Source organism: Paraburkholderia nodosa (genome assembly GCF_001718195.1).
GTDB classification, from domain to species: Bacteria; Pseudomonadota; Gammaproteobacteria; order Burkholderiales; family Burkholderiaceae; genus Paraburkholderia; species Paraburkholderia nodosa_A.
The window spans coordinates 15,963-40,819 of the sequence record NZ_MCNV01000043.1; the positions used below are offsets into that span (position 1 = coordinate 15,963).

The following is a 24,857-nucleotide window of genomic DNA, read 5'->3' on the forward strand; positions in this document are numbered from 1 at the left end:
CCCGCGATCAAGGGTGATCGGTCGTTTTCACATCGCGCATAGTACTGAGGCGGAACTCGATATACAACCGTCGCAATCACTGCATGAGTCAGTACGGGAGGAGCTTCGTCGACGCATTGCGTCCGGTGCATACTCGTTGTCCCCCATTCCTTCGACTGCCATGTTGAGCGAGGAATTTGGCGTCAGCTCAATCACCGTAAAGCGCGCCTTGCGTGGTCTCTTCAAGCGGACGGAGAACTGACCGCAGTCCTGGGAAAGGAACGTATGTCAAGCGACAACCAAGATTGCTGTGTCAGCTTGACGTGAAGCAGCCTTCGTTGCAAGGCACGACCATCCAGGCCGTTTCGGTTACGCGAGAGAAGATATCTGATCCGACAATGAACACACTTGCCCCTCCCGATCACGTTATGCTCTGCATTCGGAAAACGATCTGGACAGATGGCGCACCGTTCATGTACGACATAACCTATCTTTCGCCTGAGATCGATAATGAGATCGTCGAGGAATTCGGCGAGCGGTTCGTAGTCGATGTACTAAAGACACACTCAATCCACATTCAAAAGACGCACATAGTTACCGATGCAGCACCTGCCGCTGGGGCAGTCGAAGGAATATTTGACGTACCGAACGGATATCCCATGCTTCGCCGCCTGTACAGGATGAAAACGAGCGATCCGGGTATTACCGTCTACGGCGTGGTCCAGGCACCGTTCGATCGACTCGCATGTACGGTAGACTTCCCGTGAATCATGACTTGCGATAGCGGGGTCCGCTGGACGGGACCGCTGACCACCCCCTGATGTCCGCAAGCACTTCCTCATATTGTGCCGCCTGGGCCGCCGCCCGCTCCTCCGACGCGGCCATTTGCGCTTTCAGTTCCTTAAATGTAGCCATGATCCCCCGACCGTCGAATATGGTCAGCGCGATCTTAGCTCGCTTCGGTTTTGCTCGAGTGATAGCTGCCCCAGAAGGGAAGCGTTTCCAGTCGTCGATCGCGCTTGCCGCTCGCACAAGCAAATCTGGTAAGTAGACCCGGGGATTTGCACCCCGAGTCTCTCGCAGAACCGTACGTGAGGCTCGCGCCTCATACGGCTGCCGGGTCGGCCGGTGGAATTTCACCACCAGCCGCCCACAGAACCGTGCGTAAACGTTTCCATTTACACGGCTCGTCCCAGCCATTCCCATGCCACCTCGCGATGGCAAAGCGACGCGGAAAAATTCAAAGCTCTTCCCGGTTTCCCGGTTGGCGACAACCTTCCTTGAGCTGAGTCATCCCCTTTGCTCCACGCCCATTACAGGCCCTTCAACGCTCGTACGGGGTGATCCGCCCCCTGCATGTGCATCGGTACTTTCCCCCTTCGTGGGTTCCACTTATAAGGTTTTCCCTTGGCATCACGTGCAGAGTTCCCAAGTTCCATACCCGAGCCAAGACTAGAGTCACGCCACCTAAACATCGGACACCATGTGGCCAATAAGCAGGTTGCCACCACACTGATCCCGGGAGTAACGGGCGCCCCCGGTTTTGATGTCGTCTAAGTTGGTTTCGATGCGTCATCAGCGGTTCACTTTCGTTCGTCTCTCTAATCCATACATGACGTGTTTGATCACGCCTTTTGACCGTAACGTTCACCACCGCAGCGTTTCCGACTGAAGCAGCTTACGGCTGTTTGAAGTCAACTCCTGCAAATCGACCTCGGAGGGCCAACCTCCATCTCAGGTACAGCATCGTGTTCAGGATGCAAACACGTTCATGGTACAACCCGTTATCCAACCGATACCCCGACGACACGCCAGTGGACAAACAACCAGGGGTGGGCGGACTTCACCTTGCGTAGCCATTCCGCACTACGTCGCTTGTGCTGCCGCAGCCGCTTGTACTTTCTCCGAGCCCACCGCATAAGCCGTAGGTCGACGTAGCTGAAGAGGCTGTGCATCGCCGTCCGATAGAACGCCCCATAGTAGTTCCACCACCCTTGTATCGTCGTGTTGCATTGCTGCGCAAGTTCATCAAGCGTCGCCGGTGTTCGTCGGTGTATGCGCCAACTCCGCACAGTATGTCTCATCCTCTTCAAGGCATCATTGCTCACCGCCGGCAGAAAGCCAGCAAATAACCGTCGATGTTTGCTCAATGCCCGTCTCGGTCTAAACGTAAAACCGAGGAACGTGAACTGCACGTTTGGATAAGTGCCAGTGCGCTTACCGTCCTTGCAATACACGATCTTGGACTTCTCCGGATGCATCGTCAGACCACACTCTGCCAGCCTCTCTGCAATCGCTTGCATCACGGCTTGTGCCTGCGCCAGACTGCGGCAATGAACCACCGCATCGTCGGCGTAGCGCGCAAAGGGAGACTGCGGCCATGTCCGCTGCATCCAGCTATCGAACGTATAGTGCATAAACAGATTCATCAAGATCGGGCTGATCACGCCATCGTAGAGCACATTAAAACTGTCAACATTTCGGCATTAAAACTGTCAATTGGTCCGACCGCATTCACTGAGGATCCACAAAATCTTATAAATTCAATGGGTTAGTGATTTTCAAGTCCAATTTCCAACGCAACCTTTCGCGCCGGAGCGTCAACTGAAAGGTTTTCAATGGAAAGTTGGTCTGCCGACAAATGCTGTCGACTGGCGTCACGATATTGATAAGGAAGGTCGGAAATTGTTCTGGGCCTGAGCGAAGCTAACCCTGGCCGGACCAAGCTAGAAGATAACGCTTAATCCAGTCTCACGAAAATACCTGTTTTTATGGTTATTTGATTTCAAATTGTGAGGATAACTAACATATCTGTATTCCTAATTAAAAACCAAGATACAGCACATGCATTGGATGCTCTTCTCGCATATGAAGACGTACGCTGGGCGCACCTACCACGTTTTGGCGCTCCGTTTGTGTTGTAAGCTACGCCGATAGCCTCGCCGCATCCAGCGGAACAAGAAAGCACAGTAATATCAACATCTTAATTGCAAACTCGAAGCGTTCTACGTCAGTTGACAAATTTATTCGGATCTCACGTGAAGTGACATTATTAGTGCGCGGCGAGTGGCAATAATTTTGTCAATCCGCCCAACGCCTTCGTTGTGCGGCCGGGTTGCAGCAGAATTCTGGATTGACGGAGTTATTGTGTTCTACGGCAATGGTTTGACACACGCTACGGCCTGCAGAAAACTTTCAATCACGAAGCACTGCTCAAACAATTGAGCACCCATTGGCGACTGGGTGTCGCACTGCGCACTCTGGTAAAACCTCTATAGTGGCCCGGTTTGGGTCGCCCCTCTTCTTGCAGTCCGGTCCAGATCGCCAGGCGCAATCGGACGCCGTGTGCGGCCTTGCCGGTTGTCGACAGCCATGGCGCCGAAGTGATTCGGCCCCTGTCAGCTTCGTCAGTTTCTGCCTGCACCTCGAAAGGAAGTCCCTGTGATAAACATTCCTCGCATCGCCGCATCTGCTGCCCTCGTCGTCGCTTTCGCTGTTGTCACGTTCGCCCAGATCAAGTTCGCGCCCCAGTCCGCAGACAACAACCCGCTCGCACAGATCGTCCTCAATGTCGAGTCGTGGGACAGCTGATTTCCGTCGGAGAGGTCCTCGGTCTTCGCCGTGAGCTTCGCGAGGATGTGCTCCACGGCGAGATCGGTCACAGCGCTGATCTTCTCCTCGATGGTGGCGATGAGCACGGGGGCGATCAGCTCTTCCCGGCGGTCTGCCAACCCTCGGTTGAACACGTCCGTATGTGCCTGAGCGCCGCAACCCACGCCGGGGTCAACCCGAACTGCGCGGCCAGTTCATCTTCGTGATGCGTGGATTGGCGATCAGCACGTCGATCATCGCGTTGTGCACGGTCGTCAGTTTCGTGATCTGTCTGCCCATGGTGCGCCTCCAGAATGGCAGGATGATTACGCCCAGCCACAGGTGTTTACGATGTTAATTATCATCATAAATCGCCAGACAGTAGTTGAATTTTTCTGAAAGCGAGGCATTCTGCGTCCGTGTCTCGCATCGTCACCGGGTCGGAAAGCAGGCGGGAAGCTGAAGGCGGCGCGGATGCCAGTCTTCAGATCGACGCAGCGATAACGGAAATCCGCCAGCCGCGCCAATTGGGCGCTCATGCGTAATGAATAAGCACCGATTTCGCGGGATCCGAGGGGTGTCCTGGTTGCCGTGAGTGCTCGCCCATATTTGCCAAAGTAGTGCTAGGATGCGCAACGTTTCGCCAGACCAGCGCACAGAAAAACGTCAAAAAGGTAAATATGGCATCGTCACGAACACTCAAAATAACGGACGACAAGACTGCCTTCGCGGCGCTCGAAAGGGCATTGCGAAACGAGCTTGCGGATGCTACATACAACTTAGAGTTTGTCGATTGGCCGAAGGTCTCCATCCGCCTCCAAGGGCCGGGCTACAACAGCTCGATTACCTCGGACGTTGCCGAAGCGATCATCGAGATTCAGACGGCACTCAATCGCGCATATTCGCGCCTCGTGCATGACAGCCCTGACTCGCGCACCTTGACCGGTGCGGAACGCAATAAGCTTCGATTCAAGGCGAAGGTTAGCAAGGGCTCGTCGTTGATCAACATTGATCTCGGCGATTTCGCAAAGACGCTTTCCACGGAACTGTTGAGCAAAATGACGCCAGACCAACTCGTGATCGCGGTCCTAGGCCTAGGCGCCATCGCGGGAAGCGTGGTGGCCTTTAAGGGATTTCTGAAGGCGCGATCGGAAGACAAGAAGGCCCAGCTCGATGCCGATAAGCAAATCGCGCTGAGCCAGGAAGAGACGAAGCGGCTTGAGACGCTCGCCAACGCCATGGGCGCAAATTCGGCGATCGCGGCTGCGAGGACAGATTTCGACGGCGCTCGACATACGCTCCTGAAGAGCGTGGGCGACGCGAATACGCTTGCGGTGAACGACGTATCCATTGATCGCGACACCGCTCGCACCCTGTCTCAGGCAAAACGAACGCAGTCGGAAGAGGCTCAGCTGAATGGCACGTACACGATCCTCAGCACCGACTTGCGAGACGCTGATTGCGTGAAGTTGCGCGTGCGTCGCGTCCAGGATGGCAAGGAATTCCTTGCCACCTTCCAGGACCACAGTTTGGACCGCGCACAAATTGGCCTGCTTCAGAGTGCCGAATGGGGCCGGACGCCCGTCTATCTCAGCATCAACGCGACCATCCTGCGCGGCGAAGTCACGACCGCCAGCATCATTTCGGTCACGCCACAGCCTGCCGCAGGCGCTCGACGGTAACCCGCACCATCGCTACAGCAAGGCATCGCCGGCGGCTCTCTTGGGGTTGTCCTCTCCGCTAAGGATGACAGGCCCACCTGTCTAGATGAGGCGTAACGGTGAAATTCGGTTGACGCTACCGCGAAGCGGGCTTGCACGAGCCGCTTCTCACCGCCTGGACGGCCTGCAGCGCTCGAGGCGGGGATCATTTGCCTATCTGGTTTAGCCGCGCAGCCGGGTCAATCTTCTTGGCTAGCGACGAGAAGATGTTTGCGAGGTCCAAGTAGTTGAGCTTGCCTTCGGCAATATCGACCATGATCTCCTCGAGCGCCTGCGTTCGCCCGACTTCGTACCCTTCTATGAAAAGATAGGTAAGAGCTGAAACGAGTGCCGTTCGCTTGTTTGCGTCTGAGAACGCGTGGCCGCGTGCAATCGCCTCTGCATACAACCCGGCGATTTCAAAAACGTCCTCCAAGCCATCGTAGATAACCCGGTTCTCAATACGACCAAGGGCGCCCTCTAAGGCGCCCCTGTTCGCTTTGCCATTGAGACCCGGCTCCTGGCTAAGGATGAAGTCGTGCACGAGCACGACCATATCCACGTCAAGAATCATCTCTTAGCGAGAGCCTGGATGACGGAATGATGTTGCTCGTAAACACGTTTGGCGGCAGTAACGATCTGCCTACGACCATCCGCGGAGCTTGCATTGACCTTTGTTGTGGGGAGCTGTACGCCTGCCCGGGCCTTTACTTCGACTCCGTGGATGTTCCCGGTCTTGCCTTTCATGACCATGGAATCTCCTTCGGGGTTAGGTTTTAGAGGTGCTGTCACACCGCTGTTAACGGCGATTCTACACAAAAAGTTTACTCGCAATAATTTGCAAGCTCGCTCTGACTGTCGCAGCGCGTCGCACGTCGGTCGGTGCGGCGCCGCACGCTACGTATCTGACGGCAAACGTTTCAAATACAAGACGCTAAAACGGGGCCACAGTACATCAGAGACGCGCCGCGATTGCTCAGGGGTTTCCCGATAGTAGTGTTCCTGCAACAACAACAGATCCTTGTGGCCACTGATCTTCGCGAGCGTCATGACGTCGACCTTGCGCGATAGCCGTGTCAGCGCTTCGGCCCGGCTGTCGTGAAAATGCGGGTCCTCGATCCCGAGTGACGTCTTGGTCTTCCGGAACAGTGTGTCGAGCGACGCCGACGTGACCGTGAAGCACTGGTCACGGTCAGCCACGAGGCGCAACAGCCTGTCCGCAGCCCGGCTTAGCGGGACCCTGTGTGGCTGGCCCGTTAGATACTGCATCTTGAGCTTGATCGTGACCACGCGCTTTTTCAGGTCGAGGCTACCCTTACCGAGGGCGAGCACCTCACCGGCGCGCATCGCCGTGCGCAGCGCGACGAGGAACGCCAGCGCCACGTCCTGACTCTTCGTCTCCAGCGGGCGGCCGGTGCGATATCCAAGCCACCGGACAATCGGCCGCGCTTCCTTCCAGGGGTCTATGCGGCGTGCGCGCGGCGCCGTCGGCGGCAGTCGCAGCCCCTTGAACGGGTTGTGCTCCATCCAGTGCCATTCATCGCGCGCGACGGCGAACACGTTGCGGATCAGGTTGATCTCGCGTTTCACGGACGCCGAGCCCACCGCGCGGGCTTCGTGCCATCGGCACGTTTGTAGCCGGATAGACGCCTGTCGCGCCAGTCCGCCAGCTGCGGTCTCTTGAAGTCGGCGAGCGAATGCCCGCGAGGTCCGGGAAGTCCCGCAGGAATCGCTGCAGCCGGAGCTGCTCGGCGCGCGCCCCCTCCTCTTTGCAGGCAATCGAGCTTGATGCTCGACGCACCAGAGAGGGAAAGGAGCCACGCTGCCGGCGCCACCACGTGAATCACTACAGTACCCGGTTCAAGGTCCGTGTGTGGTTCCGCGCGGAACTCGAGGCTTCTTTGGCGAGCCATCTGGGCAACGTTGGGCAACGCGCCACGCCAAATCCCTGAATCGCATGGGTTTCTTGATACATCTGGGCAACGCTGGGCAACATTGTGGGGGCCGGACTCGAATATCGGCCTGTAAGACACTCCCGACTTGAATCTGTCGAAGTCGACATGCCGGGTCGGCCGGTGGAATTTCACCACCAGCCGCCCACAGAACCGTGCGTAAACGTTTCCATTTACACGGCTCGTCCCAGCCATTCCCATGCCACCTCGCGATGGCAAAACGACGCGGAAGATTCAAAGCTCTTCCCGGTTTCCCGGTTGGCGACAACCTTCCTTGAGCTGAGTCATCCCCTTTGCTCCACGCCCATTACAGGCCCTTCAACGCTCGTACGGGGTGATCCGCCCCCTGCATGTGCATCGGTATTTTCCCCCTTCGTGGGTTCCACTTATAAGGTTTTCCCTTGGCATCACGTGCAGAGTTCCCAAGTTCCATACCCGAGCCAAGACTAGAGTCACGCCACCTAAACATCGGACACCATGTGGCCAATAAGCAGGTTGCCACCACACTGATCCCGGGAGTAACGGGACCTCGGAGGGCCTACCTCCATCTCAGGTACAGCATCGTGTTCAGGATGCAAACACGTTCATGGCACAACCCGTCATACCAACATAAATACCAACAAATCGGCGGGCAGCTTTTCGATCTTGCGGCGGTGGATGCCGCAACGGAGTGAATCGAGTTTACCCTTAGATTGAAGCGTCTAGAGTTGGCCCCATATATCTGGGACAACCGAACTGTCCGGGGTTGGCGGTCAAATTCGAAAACGGATAGCAAAACGAGAAGAGAGATATGAACGGTTTTGCCAAGCTAATTAACCATCACGATAGCCGCGTAGCGGCTGAACGTCAGGCCGCGGTAGACGCGGCAGAAAACGAAAAGACTGAAGCGGGACAGCGAGAGTTGTCATTCGCCAGTTCCGTCGAACACATTGTGAGCCCGCTGTTCGAGGATTTTGTCGCCGCGCTGAGAGGAAGCGGGCGCGACGCTACATTCAAGCCCTTGTCCAAAGACGGGCACGGTCGCAGCAACGTAAACCTGCACTTTAACGCCACGCAGGGCACCCGTCTGCGCGTCAATGCCTCCGACGATAGCGCTTACGCCGTAACCTTGCTCGAGGATGGAGACGTTGAGTTCCGCTCGTACTACGACCAACGTCCGGGCAAAAACGGCATCTCGAAACGCTCGGGTGATCTTGGTTCGATCGACGCTGAGACGATCCGCCACGACCTGCAAGTTCTCCTGAATTTGGCGCTGGAATCGCGCGCGCAGTAAGAAAAGCATCTTCGTTGCGTTTCGTGTGCGGCCGGCGAAAGACAACGCTGTGCCGCTGCTAACCAAGCTGTCTACTTCCGGTGGTCAAGGATGTCCAACGATCAGATCTCCGTGTCTTTCAAGTGCAAGAAATGCGGCACACAGCTTTCGTGGCCTGATGACGCTGCGGACTCATTTGAGGTTTCGTGCGCGGGGTGCGGGGCTTCCGCGGGCACCTATGGCGAGCTCCGGAGCACCGCGATGAAAGAAGCGAAACAGCACATCGAGAAGGCGTTCGCGGACGCGTTCAAAAAGCTGCGCTGATTTGGGGGAGCTGAGCCATGCTGAATAAAGCTGACCTGCGAGACGTGACCTTCGCCGACCTCGAAGCGCTCAAGGACAACCAGATCCCCGAATCGCACACGCTCGACTTCAAGCGTGACTTCCCGGCCGACCAAGCCGCGCGGGCGAGCCTTGCTGCTGACGTCGTCGCGTTCGCGAACACCCGGGGCGGTGATTTGATCCTGGGGGCTGTCGAGCAAGGTGGCGTAATCACGGATTTCAAGCCGATCGAACTCGATGACGTGGACAAGGCGCTTCTCACCCTGCAGTCGGCACTGACCGACCTCATCGAGCCCAAGGTTCCCGGCGTGCACCTCGTGGCCGTCGACATGCCGGATGGCGGGCACGTCGTTGTCGTGCGCACACCGCCGAGTTTTCAGGCGCCACACCGCGTACGCAAAAGCGGCGTTTTCTATTCCCGAACCTCTACTGGCATCGATCCGATGGACATCACGACATTGCGCAGCGCTTTTCTTCAAAGTGCGACGGCAAGTGAGAAGGTGCGGGCGTTTCGGGAAGAACGCATTACCGGACTGCGTCAACGCCCGCTATCGGCACCTCTGAGGCAAGGGCCTGTCGGCGTGCTACATATCGTTCCGATGGCTTCCATCCTTGGAACGTTGAATTTTGCTATAGGCGATCTGCACGGTGTAGCGCAACAGCTGCGGCCGCCTGTGGCTGCAGGCGGCTGGGGCTCCCGCATTAACCTGGACGGAGCCATGAGCATCTCAGCGGTTGACGAGACGTTTTCCTATACTCAGCTTTTCAGGAACGGAAGCATAGAGACAGTAATGCCCGTGCAATCGAACCATTCGCAAGTGGCATGGGTTGGAGCATTCGAAGACGCACTCGTGAAGCAACACCATCATCAAGCGCTGATTGAAACTCAGACAAAGCTTGGCGTCGATGGTCCGGCGTTCGTCATGCTCTCATTCGTGGATATCGGGGGAGCTGCGCTGGAAGCGGGCAACTCCATGATGTCGGCAATTCACGGTGGCCCGGCAGTGGTGCCCACATACTACGCGAACCTCTATCTGCCCGAGCTTTTCGTGGAATCGTTTGTCACGTCGTCTCCCGACATCTATGGCCCGCTGTTCGACATGGTGTGGAACGCTGCTGGACGACATGCGCGGCCTGCACTAGGGCGGTGACAGGCGCCGCCAAGTCGTTTTCCGATGGCGACGCCGGTGAGGCAACTTGGATTTTATGCCTCCGTCGCCAAAGCGGCACTGTCGCGGCGCACCACGTACACCCGCATCCCCTCACGGATCTTTGCGCCGCCTTCGCCGCTCGGAAAGCCGGCCTGGTCCTCGATCGTCGCAGATTGGACCTCCGCGTTGTTCACCCGGATGGAGGACACGGGCTGTTCCTCGAAATAGATCGATCCTTCGATGGCAAGCGTGTCGCCGATGTTGACGACTCCGCTCTCAATGACAACGCCGAATGCCTTCGCCGTTGGCCAAACTCCCGCGACGGTGCCGATGTACTCGTAGTGTGTCGGTACAACCCCGATGCGCTTACTGCTGTAACCGAGATAGGGGCCGGGTGGCGCGGATCCCGTGGCGACGTACCGGATAGGCTTTCCGCCTGAATCCTGCTAATTTAGCTCGTCCTTTTGAGGAGACCTCCATGAAAACGATGCTTAACATCGCCATCCTGTGCGGTGCCGTTGCTGTTTCCGGCGCGGCATACGCGAACTGCTTCGGCGGTCCGAACATGCAGACCTGCAACGATTCGAGCGGCAACTCGTACACCGTCAACCGGATGGGCAGCATGACCACAGTCAACGGTTACAACGCGCAGACCGGCAGTGGAATCAGACGTCGAACACTTACGGCAACACGACGCAGATCAATGGCACCGCGGCGAGCGGCCAGCACTGGAACGAGACTATCCAGAATTACGGCAACGGCAACCGGTCCGTATACGGCACCGACTCGCGCGGCAATGCCTACAACCACTACTGCACGTCATACAGCTGCAACTGATGCAAGGCGTCCCAGCGTGGTAGAAGAGCGCCGATGACGTATCCGGTACGCGCTTCGTTGTGGGGGCCGCATTGAATGCACTGGGAGAATTCAATGGCAAAAAGTGTCGCATTGAAGCGCGTCATCATTCCTTACGCTGCGATCGCGGAACTATCCAAAGCGGATTGCTACAGCTTGCATCTTCTCGGTCATATTTTTAACGAGACGATGGCGCTAACGAAGATGATGTACGCGGTTCAAACTAAGCGTGACGACAGCACCGAAGCCGAAACGGCGGCCGCGGTGTGTCAGGCGACACTCTTCTGCCGCATCCTCGCTGGCAAGATCTATGAGGCGCAACGGAGGCTCAATTCGAAGGAGATCCACGCCTTCTTAAGCACCTATTGCTTTCCGCATGTGCCCGACCGAATTGGGCCCGCGCTGCTCTCGGCCTTCAACTCCGCGGCATCGAAATGCAAATGGTTGAATGGCGCGCGCAATGGCCACGCGATGCACTATCCCGGCGTGCAGCACTGGGAAGCAGGACTAAAGGTCCTCGCCGAGAACAATGCCGGATTTGAATTCGTTTGCGGGGAACTGGATGGAAACATGCTGTACCACTCATCCGACGCAATGGCCGGCCTGGCATTCTTTCACGAGGTTGACCCAGGCGATTGGCGCACCGGTGCGGAAACAATGATGAATGACCTTTTGCAGTTAGGGGCCCACCTCGGAGAATTCATTCAGACCGCGCTGAAGAGCTTTATCTCGAATGCGAAAGATCACGACGCATCGTCGGCCAAAGCCGTGTTTGAAGAGGCTCTTCCCTCGCTCGATGCCCCGGATTTCGATCAATTCGAGGTTCCGTATTTCTACTCGTTCAACGAAGCTTAGCGCTCGCCTATTTACGGCCGAAACAAGCCCAACAGCATGCTGTGCTATTGCACCGTGCCCGCTCCGCCGCCAAATGGGAGGCCCGCCTGCAGGCAAAGCGCCTGGGCGTAAGGGTCCCACTGCTCGGCGGACGCGACGGCGATTTTGTTGAATATGCCCATCGTGAGCCCCGGCCCGGCATGTCCCATGAAATCGCACAGCAAGCCGGCCTCGTTCACGCGGGAAATGGCCGCAGAGATGAGCTTGTTCTCGTCGCCGGTCAGGCTGATCGTGATGTCCACGAAGTTCGGCGGTCCGAGAGGCTTGCTGGTGTTGTTTGCCATGATCTGCCTCACATCGTGAAGCCATAGGAGTTGCTGCCGGGGTAGGTGTAGCCCCCGCCATAGCCCGACGGGCCGAACGTGGTCGGGTCGTAAGAGCCGCTGGGCGAGAATGGCGTCGATCCCGAGAAGTCGCCCGAAAAGTTGTTACCACCACCGAAGTAGTTGCTCAGCGCACTTGAAAGCCCTTGCGAAACCATGCTGCCCGCAGCACCCGCACCAGCTGCCTGCGCTTGGATAGTCCTTCCAGCGAAACGTCACGCCGCGCTCATCGAACGCGAGCAGGCGCTGGCTGGAGATCGCCACACGGTGTGTATTGCGTGAGAGATACGCGAGTACCGCTTCGGGTCCCGCAAAGGGACGCTTGGCATACACGCCCCATTCACAGGCACGCAGCGGCGCAAGCTACCTGGCAAAGACAGCCGGGTCGGCGAGTCCGGCATACTCACCAAAGAACTGCAACCAGCCACATCGGTGTGCCTCCGTCAGCGCTTCGAGGAAGCGCCTGCGGAACAGGCGTGAGAGTATGCGCACCGGCAGGAAGAAGCCAGGGCGGCAGGCAATCCACCGCTCACCATTCGGTGACAGGCCGCCACCGGGAACGATACCGTGCACGTGAGGATGATGCGTGAGCGCCGAGCCCCAGGTATGCAGCACGAGCGTGGCACCGATCTGCGCACCGAGGTGTCGGGGATCAGCGGCGATCGTGCGCAGCGTGTCGGCGGCGATGTCGAACAGCAGTCCGTAGATGACCTGCTTGTTGTACCAGGCGATGGCGCCGATCGGCGCGGGTAGCGTAAAGACGACGTGGTAGTACTCGACCGGCAGCAGGTCGGCCTGGCGTGCCTCGAGCCAGCGGCATGCGGCACTGCCCTGGCATCGGGGGCAATGGCGGTTGCGGCACGAGTTGTACGCGATCTCGGTGCGCGCGCAGCCGGAGCAGCGCAACACGTGCCCTCCCAGCGCCGCGGTGCGGCACTGTTCGATGGCCGACATGACCTTCAGCTGCCCCAGGCTCAGCGACACCGTGCGTCGCCATGCCGGGCCCTGAGCGCGGAAGATGTCCGCGACCTCCAGCATGGGCTACTGCGCCGCGTTACTCGGAAGGCAGACGCTCCAGTGGACTGATGACCTCGCGCAGGAGATCGGTGGCGACCTGCACGTAAAGCGCAGCGGTCTCGCGCTGCTTGTGACCCAGCAGTACCTGGATCACGCGGATGTCGACCTTCTGTTCGAGCAGGTGCGTCGCGAAACTGTGACGCGGGGTGTGCGGGGTGACGCGCTTGTCGATCTGCGCGGCCTCGGCGGCGGCGTGAACGGCGCGGTTCAGCTGCCGCGTGCTGAGCGGGTCGACGGGATCCATGCCGGGAAACAGCCATCCGCCGTCAAGCATGCTGCCCTGGGCACGGGCAACGCGCCACCAGAGCCGCAGGCGTTCGAGCAGGACCGGCGAGAACATCGCGTAGCGGTCCTTGCGGCCCTTGCCCTGCTCGATGCGCAGGGTCATGCGCTGGCTGTCAATGTCGCTGACCTTCAGCGCCACCAGCTCGCTCGCGCGCAGGCCGGCGCTATAGGCGACCGACAGCGCGGTCTGGTGCTTCAGGTTGCCGGCGGCTGCGGTCAGCCGCCGCACCTCGTCGGGGCTGAGTACCACCGGGAGCTTGCGGGGCACACGAACCGGATGCATCCGGGCCATCAACTCAGGCTGGCCGAGCGTAACGTCGAAGAAGAACTTCAGTGCGCTGATCGCGGCATTGAGCGACACCGGCGAGGTACCGTGATCGACCAGATGCAGCTGGTAGTCCCGCAGGTCCTCGACGGTCGCGGTATCGGGTGAGCGGCCGAGAAACCTGGCGAACTGGCGTACGGCACGCAGATACCCGGACTGGGTCTTGGGTGCGAACTTGCGCATGCGCATGTCATCAACCATGCGCCGTCGCAGCGGGCTGACGCCCGGATCGGAGGAGGTCATGATGGGGCTCCTGCTGGAGAACGAGGCGGATTGCCTCAGTCACCAACATAAGCACCGGCGCCACTGACCTCTCATTCGCCGCCAGAGGCTGGACGGAGCCCCATACCGCGCGAGCGGTTTAGTCCCATCGGCCTAGGCAGACTGTCGATGATCGGGAGCCTTGAGGCGGTTGCACTTTCCTTTGCAGACGTTAGCGAGCTGGCGCGTGCACGATTGGCCGCTCTCACCGCCGTCCAAGGAGTCTCGACGACCCAGAGCTGGCGCTGCCACCTCCTCGAAGGCTTCACTGCTTTCGTTTCGTCACCAAAGCAAGGCGTTTCGGGTTTGCTTCGCAGAATGCGGCTTTCCCGAAACGCCTTCTGGCATGGCGGCTACTCGCGTTCGCTCCTATCAGTCGGAATCTAAACAATCCCGCGCAGCTTTCTGATACTGGGCGCGAAAAAGTAAGCACCACCTTCCAGTGTCACGAAACTCTCCAGCTCGAGTTGCGGCTTGTCGCTTTGCTGTAGTGATTGTGGCGCGGCACCGGCAAAAAACCGGTGCGTTTCATGGGACTGGCCGATGATGGGATCAATACCGCTTTCTGGTTGTGAGAAGTTGACGTTGTTCGCCCACGATTGCTGAACGAACTCGAACTGGTTCTCAATCGACGTAATGTAGCACTTGAAAAGCAAACCACGCGTTTTGTCGCCACCTGCCGATTGCTCGTTCAGCGCCTCCTCTTCAGTCACTTCAGGGCCGAAAGCAATGCCACGTCTTAGCATGCGGTGAGACTGCGTAAACGCCTCTGCCGCGTCGATCTCCTTCTTGTCCTTGACGTTTGGCTTGCCCGGGACGTCGTCGCGTGGATACGCTTTGCGGATATGCGCGGCAAACGGGCACTTGAAGCCCTGCCGGTCGCCGTCGAATTCGAAATCGTTGACATCGGGCGTCCCGTCGGCGATGGTGGGATTGTCAACGAGCGGCGCCTTGATGATGGCTGCACCGCTTTTCCATCTGCCAACCATCTGTGCGCCGAGTAAATCTGGATTCATCGGGTTGGCCGCACTAGTGATGCTTTGTGCGGCAAGCTTGACTGAGCGATTGAACTCAGGAACTTTCTGCGCGAGACGCCGGAACACGAGATATGCACCGTTTTCCATGAACGGCGAGGGGGGCTTTATATCGTCTCCCTTGACTTCCAGCGAAGCGGCTTGCGGATTCTGGCCGGGAAACCCAAAGACGAACTCACCGGGCCACAGCAAATCCTGGCCTTTCTGGCCTTGCGAGGGATCCGCACCAGTAGCTGTCGGTGTGAGTGCGACGTTGGCAGAGGTTCTCCCCTTCACACCCGGTTGCGACACGCCATCCGCGTAGCCGAAATGTTCGTGACCAGCAACAGGTGCAGGACGTACCTGGCCTTCCTCCGTGTGCAAGAGCGTCCAGCCATTCTCGTTTGGTGGAGCGAGACGCAGAGAGATAATGTCCGCCACTTCAGCATGGCTGGCGCCGGTCACAACGAAGACTCCGTGGAGATTCGCGTCTGGGCGCAGGATAGTCCACGACGTTGTGGGCGGATCGGTCATCTGGTCCGCCCGCTTGCCCATGCCTTCGATGAAAGCCTTCGCCGATCCTGGGTCGATATCACGAATGCCAAGTACGCTCAGTCCAGAGAATGTGAAAGCGATGTTGAGACCCGGAGTGGGCAGCAGTTTTCTACCGGTGCCGTTCCTGCTCTTTCTGATCATCTCATCCTGTGCGAGTACTTCGTCGACGCTCGTCAGATGCAACGAACGAAGGAAGGTTTTGAAACGCTTCACGTCCGATATCTTGAAGAAAAGAAGATGTTCGTTTTGCTTGATTAGACCAGCCAGAATATCGCCTTGAATGTCATTTGTCGGCAGCAAAGGTTCGTCGCTCAGATTGCGTGACATGTCTCTCTCCTCATATTTTCTCGATACACGATCTGGACGACATCCTCGGGCGAGACTCGTCCTCCTCAGCAGATTCACGCAAGCGTGACGAACACTGGAGTGGAACGAAGAATGCCCCCAGAAGCACTCCCGCACCAGTGATCCGGGCTTGATTTTTGGATGGCCTTCGACGAGAAGATTAGAAAATCGCGAGTCGTGATACACAGAAAATCTATTCTCTGTGTGCGGAAGCGAACAATAGCGCTTGTTGTTAAATAACTTTCTCTCCGATTTAATAGCTGATTCAGCACCTGCTTCTGATCGACATAAGAAAAACGACGCAACTTTGTCAGTACGCGCGACAATCTTCCTCGCGGCATGCTCGCAGTCCGACTCCATGGGAGACGAAGGACAGGAAGTCTGTGCGGACACACACATAGGTTGATGAATTAATCGTTTGCCGGATAAAAAAGCATCGCTTACAACAAATTCTAAATTGGCACTAAAGATCAATTTTATTTAAAGAAAGGTAACGTATTGAGTGGGCGATAGCATCATTGTTTCGAAAGCTGCCACACCCGGATTGCCGAGAATCCGCCGTTGACGCGCGGCAAGTGTCCCTTCAACGTGACGTCATGGCTTTCGTCAAGTTTTTTGCTGTGCTCAACCCGCCGTCGATGTGACTGTGAAAACTGTCGCTCGCTGTAAGTCCTGCCGCATTCGATCACGCCCACATCAATCAGGAGCGGAAATATGGCCGCCTATCCAAAGCAAATGCCCATGCGAATTCAAGCGAGGCCTGGCTCAAAGGCAGAGCGCGAGTATTTCGTGAGTTCCAAACTCCCTGGTCAACACTGGCCGGAACCGCAAGCCATTGCACCTGGCGTCAATCCTGCACCGCTCGAAGACCTGCTGTTTCATGGCGGAAAAGTGATCCCGAGCATGGAGTTTCAGAACATTTTTCTGGGTGGAAGCGGTTCTTGGGTGCAGAGCGATATTCAGTTCATCGACGCGGCGATCGGGCATGCCATGCAGCACAAGCAGATGAACAACGTCATGCAGCAGTATTTCCCCGGCGCCGCGCTCGCGTGCGAACAGCGTGAGTTTGTCATTCTCAACGCAGCGAAGCCCGAAAAGATGACCGAGAAGAACGTGCAAGACCAGGTGGTCGCGCTGCTGGAATCAGCGCTCATCCAGGACAGCAACCTCGATACGTGCCTCTTCAATTTGCTGCTGCCGGCTGGAACGATACTCGAGCTTCAGGGGGCGAGTTCGCTTGAGGGGCTGGGCGGCTATCATGGTTCAGTTCACTTCACCCAAGGCGGCGCCACACGCACGCTGTACTACTCGGCCAGTGTGTACTCCGAAATGCTTCCGGGCAACAAGGAGAACGGAATCGTTTCGTTTGATCAGTCGTGGAAGAGCGTAGTGGGAACGCTATATCACGAAGTCAACGAGTTCCGCACCGACCCGGACGTCAACGACGCGATCGAGAAGAACAACAATGACTATCTCGGCTGGTCCTCCAGGCAAGGCCGGGAAGTCGGCGACCAGCCGATCTTCCAGGCCGCCTCAAACCTAGCGCTGGTCTTCAAGGAGATCAGCGACCCGCCGAGAACGACCCTTCTGCCGGTGCAGCTTCTTTATTCAAACGCCGTTCACGGGGCCGAAGGGCCGATCGCGAACCCGCGCCCATGACCCAGGAGGACCGAACATGGCCGAAGTGATTCAGGACCTGTTCTTGAACCCGCCGTTCGCCGTTGCGCGGCTCGGCGGGGGCAGCGTGCCGCAGGATTCGTATCGTTGGGAGACCACGCCCGATCCAAGGTCGAACGGCGAGACGGTGGCGGCACCTGACTGGTCGCTAACCGTGGAAGCCGACGCGACGGTCACACCGCACCTGCCGGCCAGTCTGCGCTTCAGGGACGGCGCCATGATCCGCCCCGTGGCACCCTTTGTCGAAGTGTGGGCGCTCGTCGGCGAACCGGGCAGTGCGCCCTCGACTTGGCGGGAAGTCTCGCTGACGCCTGATCGGCTGACTGCCGAGGACATCGCGCTCAGCGCTCTGCAATTCAGCGTGACGGCAATGAACGGCAAGGCGGCGCGACGCACCGGCAACCCGGCGCTTCGGTTCGGCACGTTTGCGCCGGTGGATGTCGGGGCGGACGATCACGGCGCGAAACTGCTGCTTGCGACGAGCCCCCCGAACGCACAACCGAAAATGATCCCGGAAGGCCGCAGCATTCCGCTTGGCTCGGTGCAGGTGCTGCGTTCGCGATCGCAGCCGGCGCCCGGAAGCACGCCTTGGGCCGATGCCGTCGACGTCGCCGTCATCCGGCTTCGCTTCACACCGGCGCAGGGTCACTTCTACGGGCCGCCCAACACCGCGACGCCTCAGCCCACCACGCGCCGGGGCAACCGTTTCGCACCCGTGGACGCCGCGCGCGCCTTCCTCGACCCCTCCGCGGGCTGGGCCGGGGCGATCGCTGTAACCAAGGCGCCCGACGCGCCATCCGACACTTACGACGGCGCAAGCGTCGGCAATCAAGCCTCACTGGGCGTCGTCGACGACACGTGCGAAGCGCGGATCGAAGTCCGGCTCCCGCTACCGCAAGGCGGCCACACGCTCACGGCGGCGGCGTCGATCTTCGTTGCGCCGCCGGATTTCGCCCCGGACCGGCGACCCTTCGTCTCCCTCGCTGACGAGATCAACGACCGCGCGGGCGACACCGCCGCGCGCTCTTCCGCGATGTCGGCGCCGGAGCGGGATGCCTGGGTCGAGAATCTCTTCGAGCGGATTTACGAAACCATGTCGCTGTTCAACGTCGACTGCTGGCGAGCCGAACGCGCGGCGACGCTCACCGGCGCCCAGCTCAAGCCAGAGCCCATTGCCAACGACACGACGCCCGACGCAACGCATGCTGCCGGCGGCCGCGACGCGCTGCGCAATCCCATGTACGCACTGCTGGCTCCGAGCAACGACGTTCCTTTGCCGATGACCCAGCACGCGCGGTCGAGACACCGGTATCTGTCCGATCTGCAGGCCCTGGTCGCATTCATCCTCAAGAACCCGGGGCGCCTGCGGGCCTTGATTCGCGGCCCGTTCGAAATCAGGGCGAACGAGACCGCCGATGTGACCACGATGGCCATGCCGCCTTTCATGCGCCAGTCCAACGCCCTCCCGCTCAGCCTGTCCGCCTGGCAGTACCAATTATTGATGGACTGGGTAAGCCAGACCGAGACCGGCACGGGCGCGATACCGCAAGCGGTGGCACAAGCCGCAGCAGCGGCTCCGCGTCCGGCCGGCAGTCCGCTCTCCGCGCGCGCGCAGCGGCGTCGCGACCAGGTGCTCGCGCGCGTACGCAGGGTGCAGCCGTGATGGAGCGACTCACCGACCCGCCTGCGCCGCTGCCTGCACCACCCGACGCGCCACTCGTACGGCGCTTTCGCTCGCGCGTTGGCGACCATGTCTTGCTCGTGCCAGGCTCGCGCATCTACGACCTCGCCGGCGCGGATGGTAACGGCGAGCCAGACGAAGAGATCGACCGTCTCGTGAGTGCCGTCGCGGATACGCTTCTGCTGGACGGCGCCGCGGCAGGCTCGCTCTCGCAGGTCGTCGTGCCGGCTCCGCAGAGCATCTCGCTCAACGTCAGTTCGAGCTGCAACCTCGCTTGCAGCTATTGCTACGCCGCGCGCGGCGGCTTCGAAGGCGCGCAGCCCAAGCCCATGCGCTGGGAAACGGCGCGTGCGGCAATCGACCAGTTGCTCGCCGCAGCCGACGCCGATGCGCCGCTGACCATCGGATTCCTGGGCGGCGAGCCCTTCGTCAACCGCAACCTAGTGCACCAGGCCGTCGCGTACGCAACGGATGCCGGGAAGCGCGCCGGCCTCGATGTGCGCTTTTCAGTCACAACGAACGCCACATTGCTCGACGGCGACGATCGGCAATTGCTGCGCAGCCATCCTTTTGCCGTGACGGTCAGTGTCGATGGCGACGCGCCCACTCACGAACGCTTGCGCCCGTTCGTTCGCGGCCCCGGCAACGGCGCGGGCAGCCACGCACGGCTGCGGGAAGCCATCGCGCCACTGCTCGCCGCCCCCGGCCAGGCGCATATCGCCGCGCGCGCGACGATCACGCGCATGCAGCTCGACTTGCCGCGCGCGTTCGATGCGATCCTGTCGCTCGGGTTCGAAGAAGTCGGTTTCGCACCGCTGCGCCGTGGCCCCGAAGGCTCAGGCGCGCTGCAAGACGCGGACTGGCCCGTCTACCTGCGCTCCTTGTCGGACCTGGCGCGCAGAGAGCTCGCGCGTATTCCAGCCGGAGGCGCGCTGCGGCTCACCAACCTTGCAGTTGCACTGAAGCAGTTGCACCGTGGGGCGAGCTCCCCCTACCCGTGCGGCGCGGGCGGCGGCTATCACTCCGTCGCCGCCAACGGGGACTGGTACACCTGCCATCGCGCGATTGGCAACGCAGACTTCAAGGTCGGCGATTCGAACGGTCTCGAGCGCGAGCGCCGCACGCGCTTTCTACAGCAGCGCCATGTGCACGCGCAGACCCAGTGCGCGAGTTGCTGGGCTCGCTATCTCTGTGCGGGCGGCTGTCATCAGGAGGCCGCGCAGCGCACCGAGGCCTCGTGCGACTTCATTCGCAACTGGCTCGAATTCTGCCTTGCGGCCTATTGCGAACTGGGCACGAGCCACCCGGACTGGTTCGACGCCTGCGCGTCGACCTCCCACACTTGACTCATCTTCGAAGGGGGACGCAGTGGGCAGCCCTGTCAAACTGTTGCCGCGCAACGTCGCGGCGCTGCGCCGCAGTTCGAGCGCGAGCACGCCCTCGGTGCTTGCAAGCCCGGTTACTGGCAATCCGGTCTCGACCTTGCTCGAGTCCGGCGTCGGCAACTGCTTTCCGGGACTCGAATGCGACCTGCGCAACCTGGAGCGGCGCTTCTTCCCGTTCCTCGAAGTCGATCTTCTAGGCGACCGGATCAACGTGGTTTCCGTGGATAAGGACGGCGTTGGCGTCGCACAAAACGCCGGCGCGCTGGACGCGGCGAGCGCGAGCACCTACGGCGCGATCGCCAGTGACCTCGAGCAGAGCCGCCATTGGACCATCACTGCACTGCAAGGCACCTTTGGCCCACTGGGTCAACGCACGTTGAAGATTGCCGACCTCAACGCCACGAACTCCAATGGCAATCCACCCGATGTCTGGACCGCTGTTCGACTGCTTACGGAAGGCACGCCGGTGACGGTCACGCTCAAACGCGGGGCGACGTCGCGAACGCTGACCGGGCCCCGCCAGCGCTACCTAGACGATAAGGGCGCGCTCGCCGGCATGTTCGTGCCCGGAGAGCTGACTCAATCGCTGTGCAGCCCGTGGACGCACGACTTCCGGGACTGCGCCTGCTTCTACTGGGCCTCGAATCACCCTGACATTGCGCGACCGCCCGAGCCGGCGGTAGGTGCCACGGCTCCCGAATGGAATGCCGATGTGCCGTGGGAGCGCGCGGCCCGTGTCGCAGACGTACTGCCGCAACCGGCCACTGTCGATCTGCCCGATTCCGAGCTGGACCACTACGAAATCAATGCGCGCTGGCAAGAGCTGAACTTCGTTCTGGAAGGGCGCGAGAATCTCGGCCCCTACCTTGCCCAGGTGCGCACGGCATCACCGTTCGATAACGCGCAGCAACTGATGGCACAGTTGCGCTACGCGTCCGGTGTCGAACTGGCCGTGATGCAGACCTACCTCACTGCGGCGTTCTCGCTGCGAACCGATGCGCCGGTGGGCACACTGCGCGATGACATCACCGCGGCGCGCGCCGAGCTGATGCGCATCGCCATCGGCGAGATGCAGCATCTGCGCGCGGTCAATGGCGTGATCGCTTCGATGTCGCAGCGTGCGCAGCAAGCGTTCGAGCCGGCGCTGCATGTTGCGCGCGTGCTGCCCGGACAAGGAAGCACGCCGTGGACGCCGAGCGCGGCCACGCCCGAGGCAATTGTCGGGTACCTTGCGCTCGAAGCGCCTTCGCAGTCGATCGACGGCCTCTACGCGCGCATCCTTGCTACCTTGGCGCGCGACGGCACCAACGAGGACCAGCAGACGGTGCGCACGGTCATGGCCGAAGGCGAAGATCACTTCGAGACGTTCGAGTTCATCCAGGAGTGGCTGGGCCGGCATGCGGTCGCCGACTACCTGGTGAGCCCGAACCTCGCCGCGCCGCCGGCGGACAACGCGGCGCACGCGGCCCTGCAAACGCTCTACGTGCAAACGCTGGGCCAACTGCATAGCGGATACACGCAAGGGCTGCCGGCCGGCGCGGCTGAAATCAACGAGGCGAGGTCGGCAATGATCGCTGAGCCCGGCGGCTTGTTGCCGGCAATGCAGGCAGTTGCCGGCGCAGGCTTCCTCGTGGTGTTCGACGCCATCGGCGATGCGCGCTTCACGCCCATGGATCCGCCTTGAGCACGCGTCGAGCGAGAACCGGCGCGCCGCGCGCGCCGATGCCGGACGATGATCCGCTTTCGAACGAAGCCGGCCTCACCATCATTGGCGTGGGTCCGGCAGCGCTCGCCTGCGCGCTGTGGCGCGCGCGGCACGAGCGCGTCTTCGTGACGCCGCCGCTCAAGGCGGCCTCGCAAGCCGACGCGAGCTGGATCGAGGCGGTGCCCATGAAGTCAATTGCGGAGCTCGTTGAACTCGGGGTTCATCCACATGATCTCGGGGTGCGTGAGTTCGTTCGCACGAGAGCCATCGCGTGGCGCTCGCCGGAGCCCGAGATCATCGACACGGCCCCGGCGGCTCATCTCGAGCGGCCAGCGCTTGAGCGCGCATTGCTCGCCCTCGCCATGCGCAACCGGCGCATCGAATTCCTGCCGCGCCGTGCGCCGGCCTGGCCGGCAGAGCAAGATTCGACGCACCGGCGGCGCGAGAGCCGCATCGTCGACGCCTCAGGGCGCCGCGCGGTCGCCGCGACGCATGTTTACCGCTGCCGCCGCCCCTGGGTCGCGCGGACGTTCGCAATCGACTGCGACGCGCGGCGCGCCATCGCCCCGCTCATGGTGGCCGCGCTGCCGCACGGCTACCTGTATCGAGCGGCTGGTGCGCACTTCACGACGATCGGAATCGTCGGCCGCGGCCACATGTTGGCCGGCAGCGGGGCCGAAGTATGTGAGCGTTTGCTCAATGGCGCTGCGCGCTGGGCTGTCGCCGACCTCGCCACGCGGACCTGGCACTGCACCGGCTCCCGGCCTGCGTCGATGCAGTGGGCCGAGTTCGGCAATGCCGTTGCGATCGGCGACGCGGCCTTCGCGCGAGACGCGCTGTCCTCGCAGGGCCTCGCCTCCAGCCTGACCGACGCTCGCTACGCGGCGCTCATCGAGACTGACGACGATTGCCGGACGCTCGCCATGCGATCGCGCCTCGCCCGCGACACACATGCGGCGTCGCTTTTGCGGATGCTGCGAGAAGTCTGGTGCACGAGCGAGCACTGGCGTCAGTATCAGGCGGAACTGGGCTCGTTGCGCGTCGCGGTGCCCTCCGCACCGACGCAATCCGCCGAACGCATGATCCGAAAAAGCGTTGGTCGCGAGGCAACACCTGGCACACCGATTTGAATGATGCGCCAGGCATGTCCGCTGGATCAAGGCGTCGGCTGATTGGCACGATGGATGCTTAAGGGATGCGATCCAGGTCTCGTACCTTGCCAACAGCGATCACTTCGAGGTTGATCATGTCCAGTCCTAACTTTATGGGGCCATCCGTCGTCAAGCTCCTTGAAGACTCCGAAAGGATGCTGGCCTATGCCGCTCGCGCCGGAAAACCGATCCAACTCGAGATTTCAGAAACGATTGCGATGGCTCGCGAAGCGCAAATGCGCGGCGACTGGGCCGCTTCACTTCAAGCGAAGCTGTATTGCGCGCAAAGCGATCTGGCTAACGCAATCAAGCCCGTCACCGCGGAGGCGCTCGATCCGAAAGTCATGAAGGCGGCGAGGAAAGCGGCACGGCGTTATTTCTCGCTGGCGCTCTTGCTGACGCTGATCATTGTGCCCGCCTCCATGGTCATGTTCGTCGACTCGAAGCTTTCGGAGAGCGGCAAGGCGTTGATCGACAAGAACGACAAAATCGCCATTCCGCTCCACGAGGCCCTGGAACGGCAGCGCATTTCCATTACCTCGACTAAAAGTCGATGCGATGCCTTCGAATCCCTTCAAAAAACTCCGCTAACGCCAGTCTCGGCCAAACAAGGCATGTCGCGTGTCTCCGGGGAGATACCCGGGATCGACGCCGATCTGGCGCTGACACCCTCTGTTCTCGTCATAAAGGAACAGCTTCAGGAGTTCGCGCGCAACAACCGCCAGCTCTACGCGGAAACAATCTGGCTCGAACGGCTCTCCCTTCATGGCAGCGAGAACCCCTACGAGTCGCCGTGGATGGCGAACGCTTCGACCCGTAGAGAAAATCTCGAAGTCACCCTGCCGATGCTGCTCCCAAAGAATTGGTGGAGCAATGCCGACACGGACGACCCCAAGCCCAAAGGACCCGAGCACGCCATCGACGATGGCATGGAAAAACTCGCGGTGTATCAGGACATTCGGGCAATGGCGCAGAATGCTGAACACACCAGCGATTTTTTCTGGAGCGCAATCATCGCGTATTTACTGCCGGTGTTATACGCGGTCCTTGGCACGTTCGCATTCATTCTTCGGGACCTGTGCGCCCGAACCAGAAGCTACACCTATCACGCGTCGCATGCGCGCTGTTCCAATCACGCGCGCGTGATCGTCGCTGCGATCGTGGGCACGGTGATCGGGCTATTCGACAAGTTCATGGACAGCTCCATTTCGGCTTCGCCTCTCGCACTCGCGTTCATTGCCGGGTATGCGGTGGACCCGTTCTTCGCGCTCATCGACCATATCGCCAATACCGGAAGAGAACCGTCTGTCGCTTATGGTCCGGCCGACAAGCCCGAATAGAAGTAGCGCGAGATGAGA

At 60.1% G+C, this 24,857-nt stretch carries 22 protein-coding genes and 1 pseudogene; 13 read left to right on the forward strand and 10 right to left on the reverse strand.

Going from position 1 to position 24,857, the window contains the following annotated elements:
- The first annotated feature begins 13 nt into the window (after positions 1-13).
- Complete coding sequence (locus BFD71_RS42540) at positions 14-241, forward strand: GntR family transcriptional regulator (RefSeq protein WP_256095079.1); 228 nt, start codon at positions 14-16, stop codon at positions 239-241.
- A 76-nt stretch (positions 242-317) separates the two neighbouring features.
- The gene (locus BFD71_RS42545) at positions 318-746 is read left to right on the forward strand and encodes a UTRA domain-containing protein (protein WP_256095080.1); all 429 of its coding nucleotides are present in this window, start codon (positions 318-320) and stop codon (positions 744-746) included.
- Between the two features lie 1,017 nt (positions 747-1,763).
- On the opposite strand, the gene BFD71_RS36715 is transcribed toward BFD71_RS42545, so the two are convergent.
- Together BFD71_RS36715 and BFD71_RS36720 are read right to left on the reverse strand one after the other, a co-directional pair.
- On the reverse strand, positions 1,764-2,426 hold the full coding sequence (locus BFD71_RS36715; RefSeq protein WP_256095081.1) for a reverse transcriptase domain-containing protein: 663 nt from the start codon (positions 2,424-2,426) through the stop codon (positions 1,764-1,766).
- Between the two features lie 960 nt (positions 2,427-3,386).
- Positions 3,387-3,725, reverse strand: coding sequence for a hypothetical protein (locus tag BFD71_RS36720; RefSeq protein WP_069269098.1), 339 nt, complete (start codon positions 3,723-3,725; stop codon positions 3,387-3,389).
- Positions 3,726-4,250: 525 nt separating this feature from the next.
- On the opposite strand from BFD71_RS36720, the gene BFD71_RS36725 reads away from it, so the two are divergent.
- Positions 4,251-5,252, forward strand: coding sequence for a hypothetical protein (locus tag BFD71_RS36725; RefSeq protein ID WP_141710934.1), 1,002 nt, complete (start codon positions 4,251-4,253; stop codon positions 5,250-5,252).
- A 184-nt stretch (positions 5,253-5,436) separates the two neighbouring features.
- Here the strand turns inward: BFD71_RS36725 and BFD71_RS36730 are convergent, their stop codons facing one another.
- Positions 5,437-5,826 (reverse strand): type II toxin-antitoxin system death-on-curing family toxin, encoded by a 390-nt coding sequence (locus BFD71_RS36730; RefSeq protein ID WP_256095084.1) that lies wholly within the window; start codon positions 5,824-5,826, stop codon positions 5,437-5,439.
- Positions 5,827-6,167: 341 nt separating this feature from the next.
- Positions 6,168-6,860, reverse strand: a complete 693-nt coding sequence (locus BFD71_RS36740) for a tyrosine-type recombinase/integrase (RefSeq protein ID WP_256095082.1) — start codon at positions 6,858-6,860, stop codon at positions 6,168-6,170.
- Between the two features lie 1,152 nt (positions 6,861-8,012).
- On the opposite strand from BFD71_RS36740, the gene BFD71_RS36745 reads away from it, so the two are divergent.
- The 3 genes from BFD71_RS36745 (at position 8,013) to BFD71_RS36755 (ending at position 9,967) form a co-directional block, all read left to right on the forward strand.
- Complete coding sequence (locus tag BFD71_RS36745) at positions 8,013-8,495, forward strand: hypothetical protein (RefSeq protein WP_069269102.1); 483 nt, start codon at positions 8,013-8,015, stop codon at positions 8,493-8,495.
- Positions 8,496-8,585: 90 nt separating this feature from the next.
- Positions 8,586-8,798: an ECs_2282 family putative zinc-binding protein gene (locus tag BFD71_RS36750; RefSeq protein WP_069269103.1), complete on the forward strand. Its 213-nt coding sequence runs from the start codon at positions 8,586-8,588 to the stop codon at positions 8,796-8,798.
- A 17-nt stretch (positions 8,799-8,815) separates the two neighbouring features.
- Entirely contained in the window at positions 8,816-9,967 is a 1,152-nt protein-coding gene (locus tag BFD71_RS36755; RefSeq protein WP_069269104.1) for an AlbA family DNA-binding domain-containing protein, read from the forward strand.
- A gap of 53 nt (positions 9,968-10,020) precedes the next feature.
- Here BFD71_RS36755 and BFD71_RS41735 read toward each other — a convergent pair whose 3' ends face one another.
- Positions 10,021-10,176, reverse strand: a complete 156-nt coding sequence (locus BFD71_RS41735; protein WP_176733019.1) for a hypothetical protein — start codon at positions 10,174-10,176, stop codon at positions 10,021-10,023.
- A 721-nt stretch (positions 10,177-10,897) separates the two neighbouring features.
- Between BFD71_RS41735 and BFD71_RS36760 the strand changes: the two genes are divergently transcribed.
- A complete protein-coding gene (locus tag BFD71_RS36760) occupies positions 10,898-11,677 on the forward strand; it encodes a hypothetical protein (RefSeq protein WP_069269105.1) in 780 nt (259 codons plus the stop codon).
- Positions 11,678-11,721: 44 nt separating this feature from the next.
- Here BFD71_RS36760 and BFD71_RS36765 read toward each other — a convergent pair whose 3' ends face one another.
- The 5 genes and pseudogenes from BFD71_RS36765 to BFD71_RS36780 all read right to left on the reverse strand — a co-directional run bounded on the left by BFD71_RS36765 (position 11,722) and on the right by BFD71_RS36780 (position 15,882).
- Positions 11,722-12,000, reverse strand: coding sequence for a hypothetical protein (locus BFD71_RS36765; RefSeq protein WP_069269106.1), 279 nt, complete (start codon positions 11,998-12,000; stop codon positions 11,722-11,724).
- Positions 12,001-12,008: 8 nt separating this feature from the next.
- Positions 12,009-12,197 (reverse strand): hypothetical protein, encoded by a 189-nt coding sequence (locus BFD71_RS41085; protein ID WP_141710935.1) that lies wholly within the window; start codon positions 12,195-12,197, stop codon positions 12,009-12,011.
- A gap of 37 nt (positions 12,198-12,234) precedes the next feature.
- Positions 12,235-13,077, reverse strand: a pseudogene (locus BFD71_RS36770) (IS91 family transposase); the annotation flags it as partial.
- Between the two features lie 16 nt (positions 13,078-13,093).
- Positions 13,094-13,969: a tyrosine-type recombinase/integrase gene (locus BFD71_RS36775; protein WP_069269107.1), complete on the reverse strand. Its 876-nt coding sequence runs from the start codon at positions 13,967-13,969 to the stop codon at positions 13,094-13,096.
- Positions 13,970-14,370: 401 nt separating this feature from the next.
- Positions 14,371-15,882: a Dyp-type peroxidase gene (locus tag BFD71_RS36780; RefSeq protein ID WP_069269108.1), complete on the reverse strand. Its 1,512-nt coding sequence runs from the start codon at positions 15,880-15,882 to the stop codon at positions 14,371-14,373.
- Positions 15,883-16,614: 732 nt separating this feature from the next.
- Between BFD71_RS36780 and BFD71_RS36785 the strand changes: the two genes are divergently transcribed.
- The 6 genes from BFD71_RS36785 (at position 16,615) to BFD71_RS36810 (ending at position 24,839) form a co-directional block, all read left to right on the forward strand.
- Positions 16,615-17,559: a hypothetical protein gene (locus BFD71_RS36785; RefSeq protein WP_069269109.1), complete on the forward strand. Its 945-nt coding sequence runs from the start codon at positions 16,615-16,617 to the stop codon at positions 17,557-17,559.
- Between the two features lie 16 nt (positions 17,560-17,575).
- Positions 17,576-19,240 (forward strand): hypothetical protein, encoded by a 1,665-nt coding sequence (locus tag BFD71_RS36790; RefSeq protein WP_069269110.1) that lies wholly within the window; start codon positions 17,576-17,578, stop codon positions 19,238-19,240.
- Positions 19,240-20,604 carry a radical SAM/SPASM domain-containing protein gene (locus BFD71_RS36795; protein WP_069269111.1) on the forward strand — a complete coding sequence of 455 codons (1,365 nt, stop codon included), beginning with the start codon at positions 19,240-19,242 and terminating at the stop codon, positions 20,602-20,604. Before BFD71_RS36790 ends, BFD71_RS36795 begins: the two co-directional genes overlap by 1 nt.
- A 22-nt stretch (positions 20,605-20,626) precedes the next feature.
- Positions 20,627-22,327 (forward strand): ferritin-like domain-containing protein, encoded by a 1,701-nt coding sequence (locus tag BFD71_RS36800; protein WP_069269112.1) that lies wholly within the window; start codon positions 20,627-20,629, stop codon positions 22,325-22,327.
- Positions 22,324-23,478 carry a hypothetical protein gene (locus BFD71_RS36805; protein ID WP_141710936.1) on the forward strand — a complete coding sequence of 385 codons (1,155 nt, stop codon included), beginning with the start codon at positions 22,324-22,326 and terminating at the stop codon, positions 23,476-23,478. The genes BFD71_RS36800 and BFD71_RS36805 overlap by 4 nt, the downstream gene beginning before the upstream one ends.
- A gap of 116 nt (positions 23,479-23,594) precedes the next feature.
- A complete protein-coding gene (locus BFD71_RS36810) occupies positions 23,595-24,839 on the forward strand; it encodes a hypothetical protein (protein ID WP_141710937.1) in 1,245 nt (414 codons plus the stop codon).
- Positions 24,840-24,857: the final 18 nt, after the last annotated feature.

Excerpts from the sequence above, each read along its gene's own strand:
- BFD71_RS36780 (WP_069269108.1), bottom strand. The coding sequence starts at position 15,882 with ATGTCACGCAATCTGAGCGACGAACCTTTGCTGCCGACAAATGACATT.
- BFD71_RS41085 (WP_141710935.1), bottom strand. The coding sequence starts at position 12,197 with ATGGTTTCGCAAGGGCTTTCAAGTGCGCTGAGCAACTACTTCGGTGGT.
- BFD71_RS36750 (WP_069269103.1), top strand. The coding sequence starts at position 8,586 with ATGTCCAACGATCAGATCTCCGTGTCTTTCAAGTGCAAGAAATGCGGC.
- BFD71_RS36795 (WP_069269111.1), top strand. The coding sequence starts at position 19,240 with ATGGAGCGACTCACCGACCCGCCTGCGCCGCTGCCTGCACCACCCGAC.
- BFD71_RS36730 (WP_256095084.1), bottom strand. The coding sequence starts at position 5,826 with ATGGTCGTGCTCGTGCACGACTTCATCCTTAGCCAGGAGCCGGGTCTC.
- BFD71_RS36810 (WP_141710937.1), top strand. The coding sequence starts at position 23,595 with ATGTCCAGTCCTAACTTTATGGGGCCATCCGTCGTCAAGCTCCTTGAA.
- BFD71_RS36760 (WP_069269105.1), top strand. The coding sequence starts at position 10,898 with ATGGCAAAAAGTGTCGCATTGAAGCGCGTCATCATTCCTTACGCTGCG.
- BFD71_RS36725 (WP_141710934.1), top strand. The coding sequence starts at position 4,251 with ATGGCATCGTCACGAACACTCAAAATAACGGACGACAAGACTGCCTTC.
- BFD71_RS36755 (WP_069269104.1), top strand. The coding sequence starts at position 8,816 with ATGCTGAATAAAGCTGACCTGCGAGACGTGACCTTCGCCGACCTCGAA.
- BFD71_RS36785 (WP_069269109.1), top strand. The coding sequence starts at position 16,615 with ATGGCCGCCTATCCAAAGCAAATGCCCATGCGAATTCAAGCGAGGCCT.
- BFD71_RS36775 (WP_069269107.1), bottom strand. The coding sequence starts at position 13,969 with ATGACCTCCTCCGATCCGGGCGTCAGCCCGCTGCGACGGCGCATGGTT.
- BFD71_RS36790 (WP_069269110.1), top strand. The coding sequence starts at position 17,576 with ATGGCCGAAGTGATTCAGGACCTGTTCTTGAACCCGCCGTTCGCCGTT.
- BFD71_RS36745 (WP_069269102.1), top strand. The coding sequence starts at position 8,013 with ATGAACGGTTTTGCCAAGCTAATTAACCATCACGATAGCCGCGTAGCG.
- BFD71_RS36765 (WP_069269106.1), bottom strand. The coding sequence starts at position 12,000 with ATGGCAAACAACACCAGCAAGCCTCTCGGACCGCCGAACTTCGTGGAC.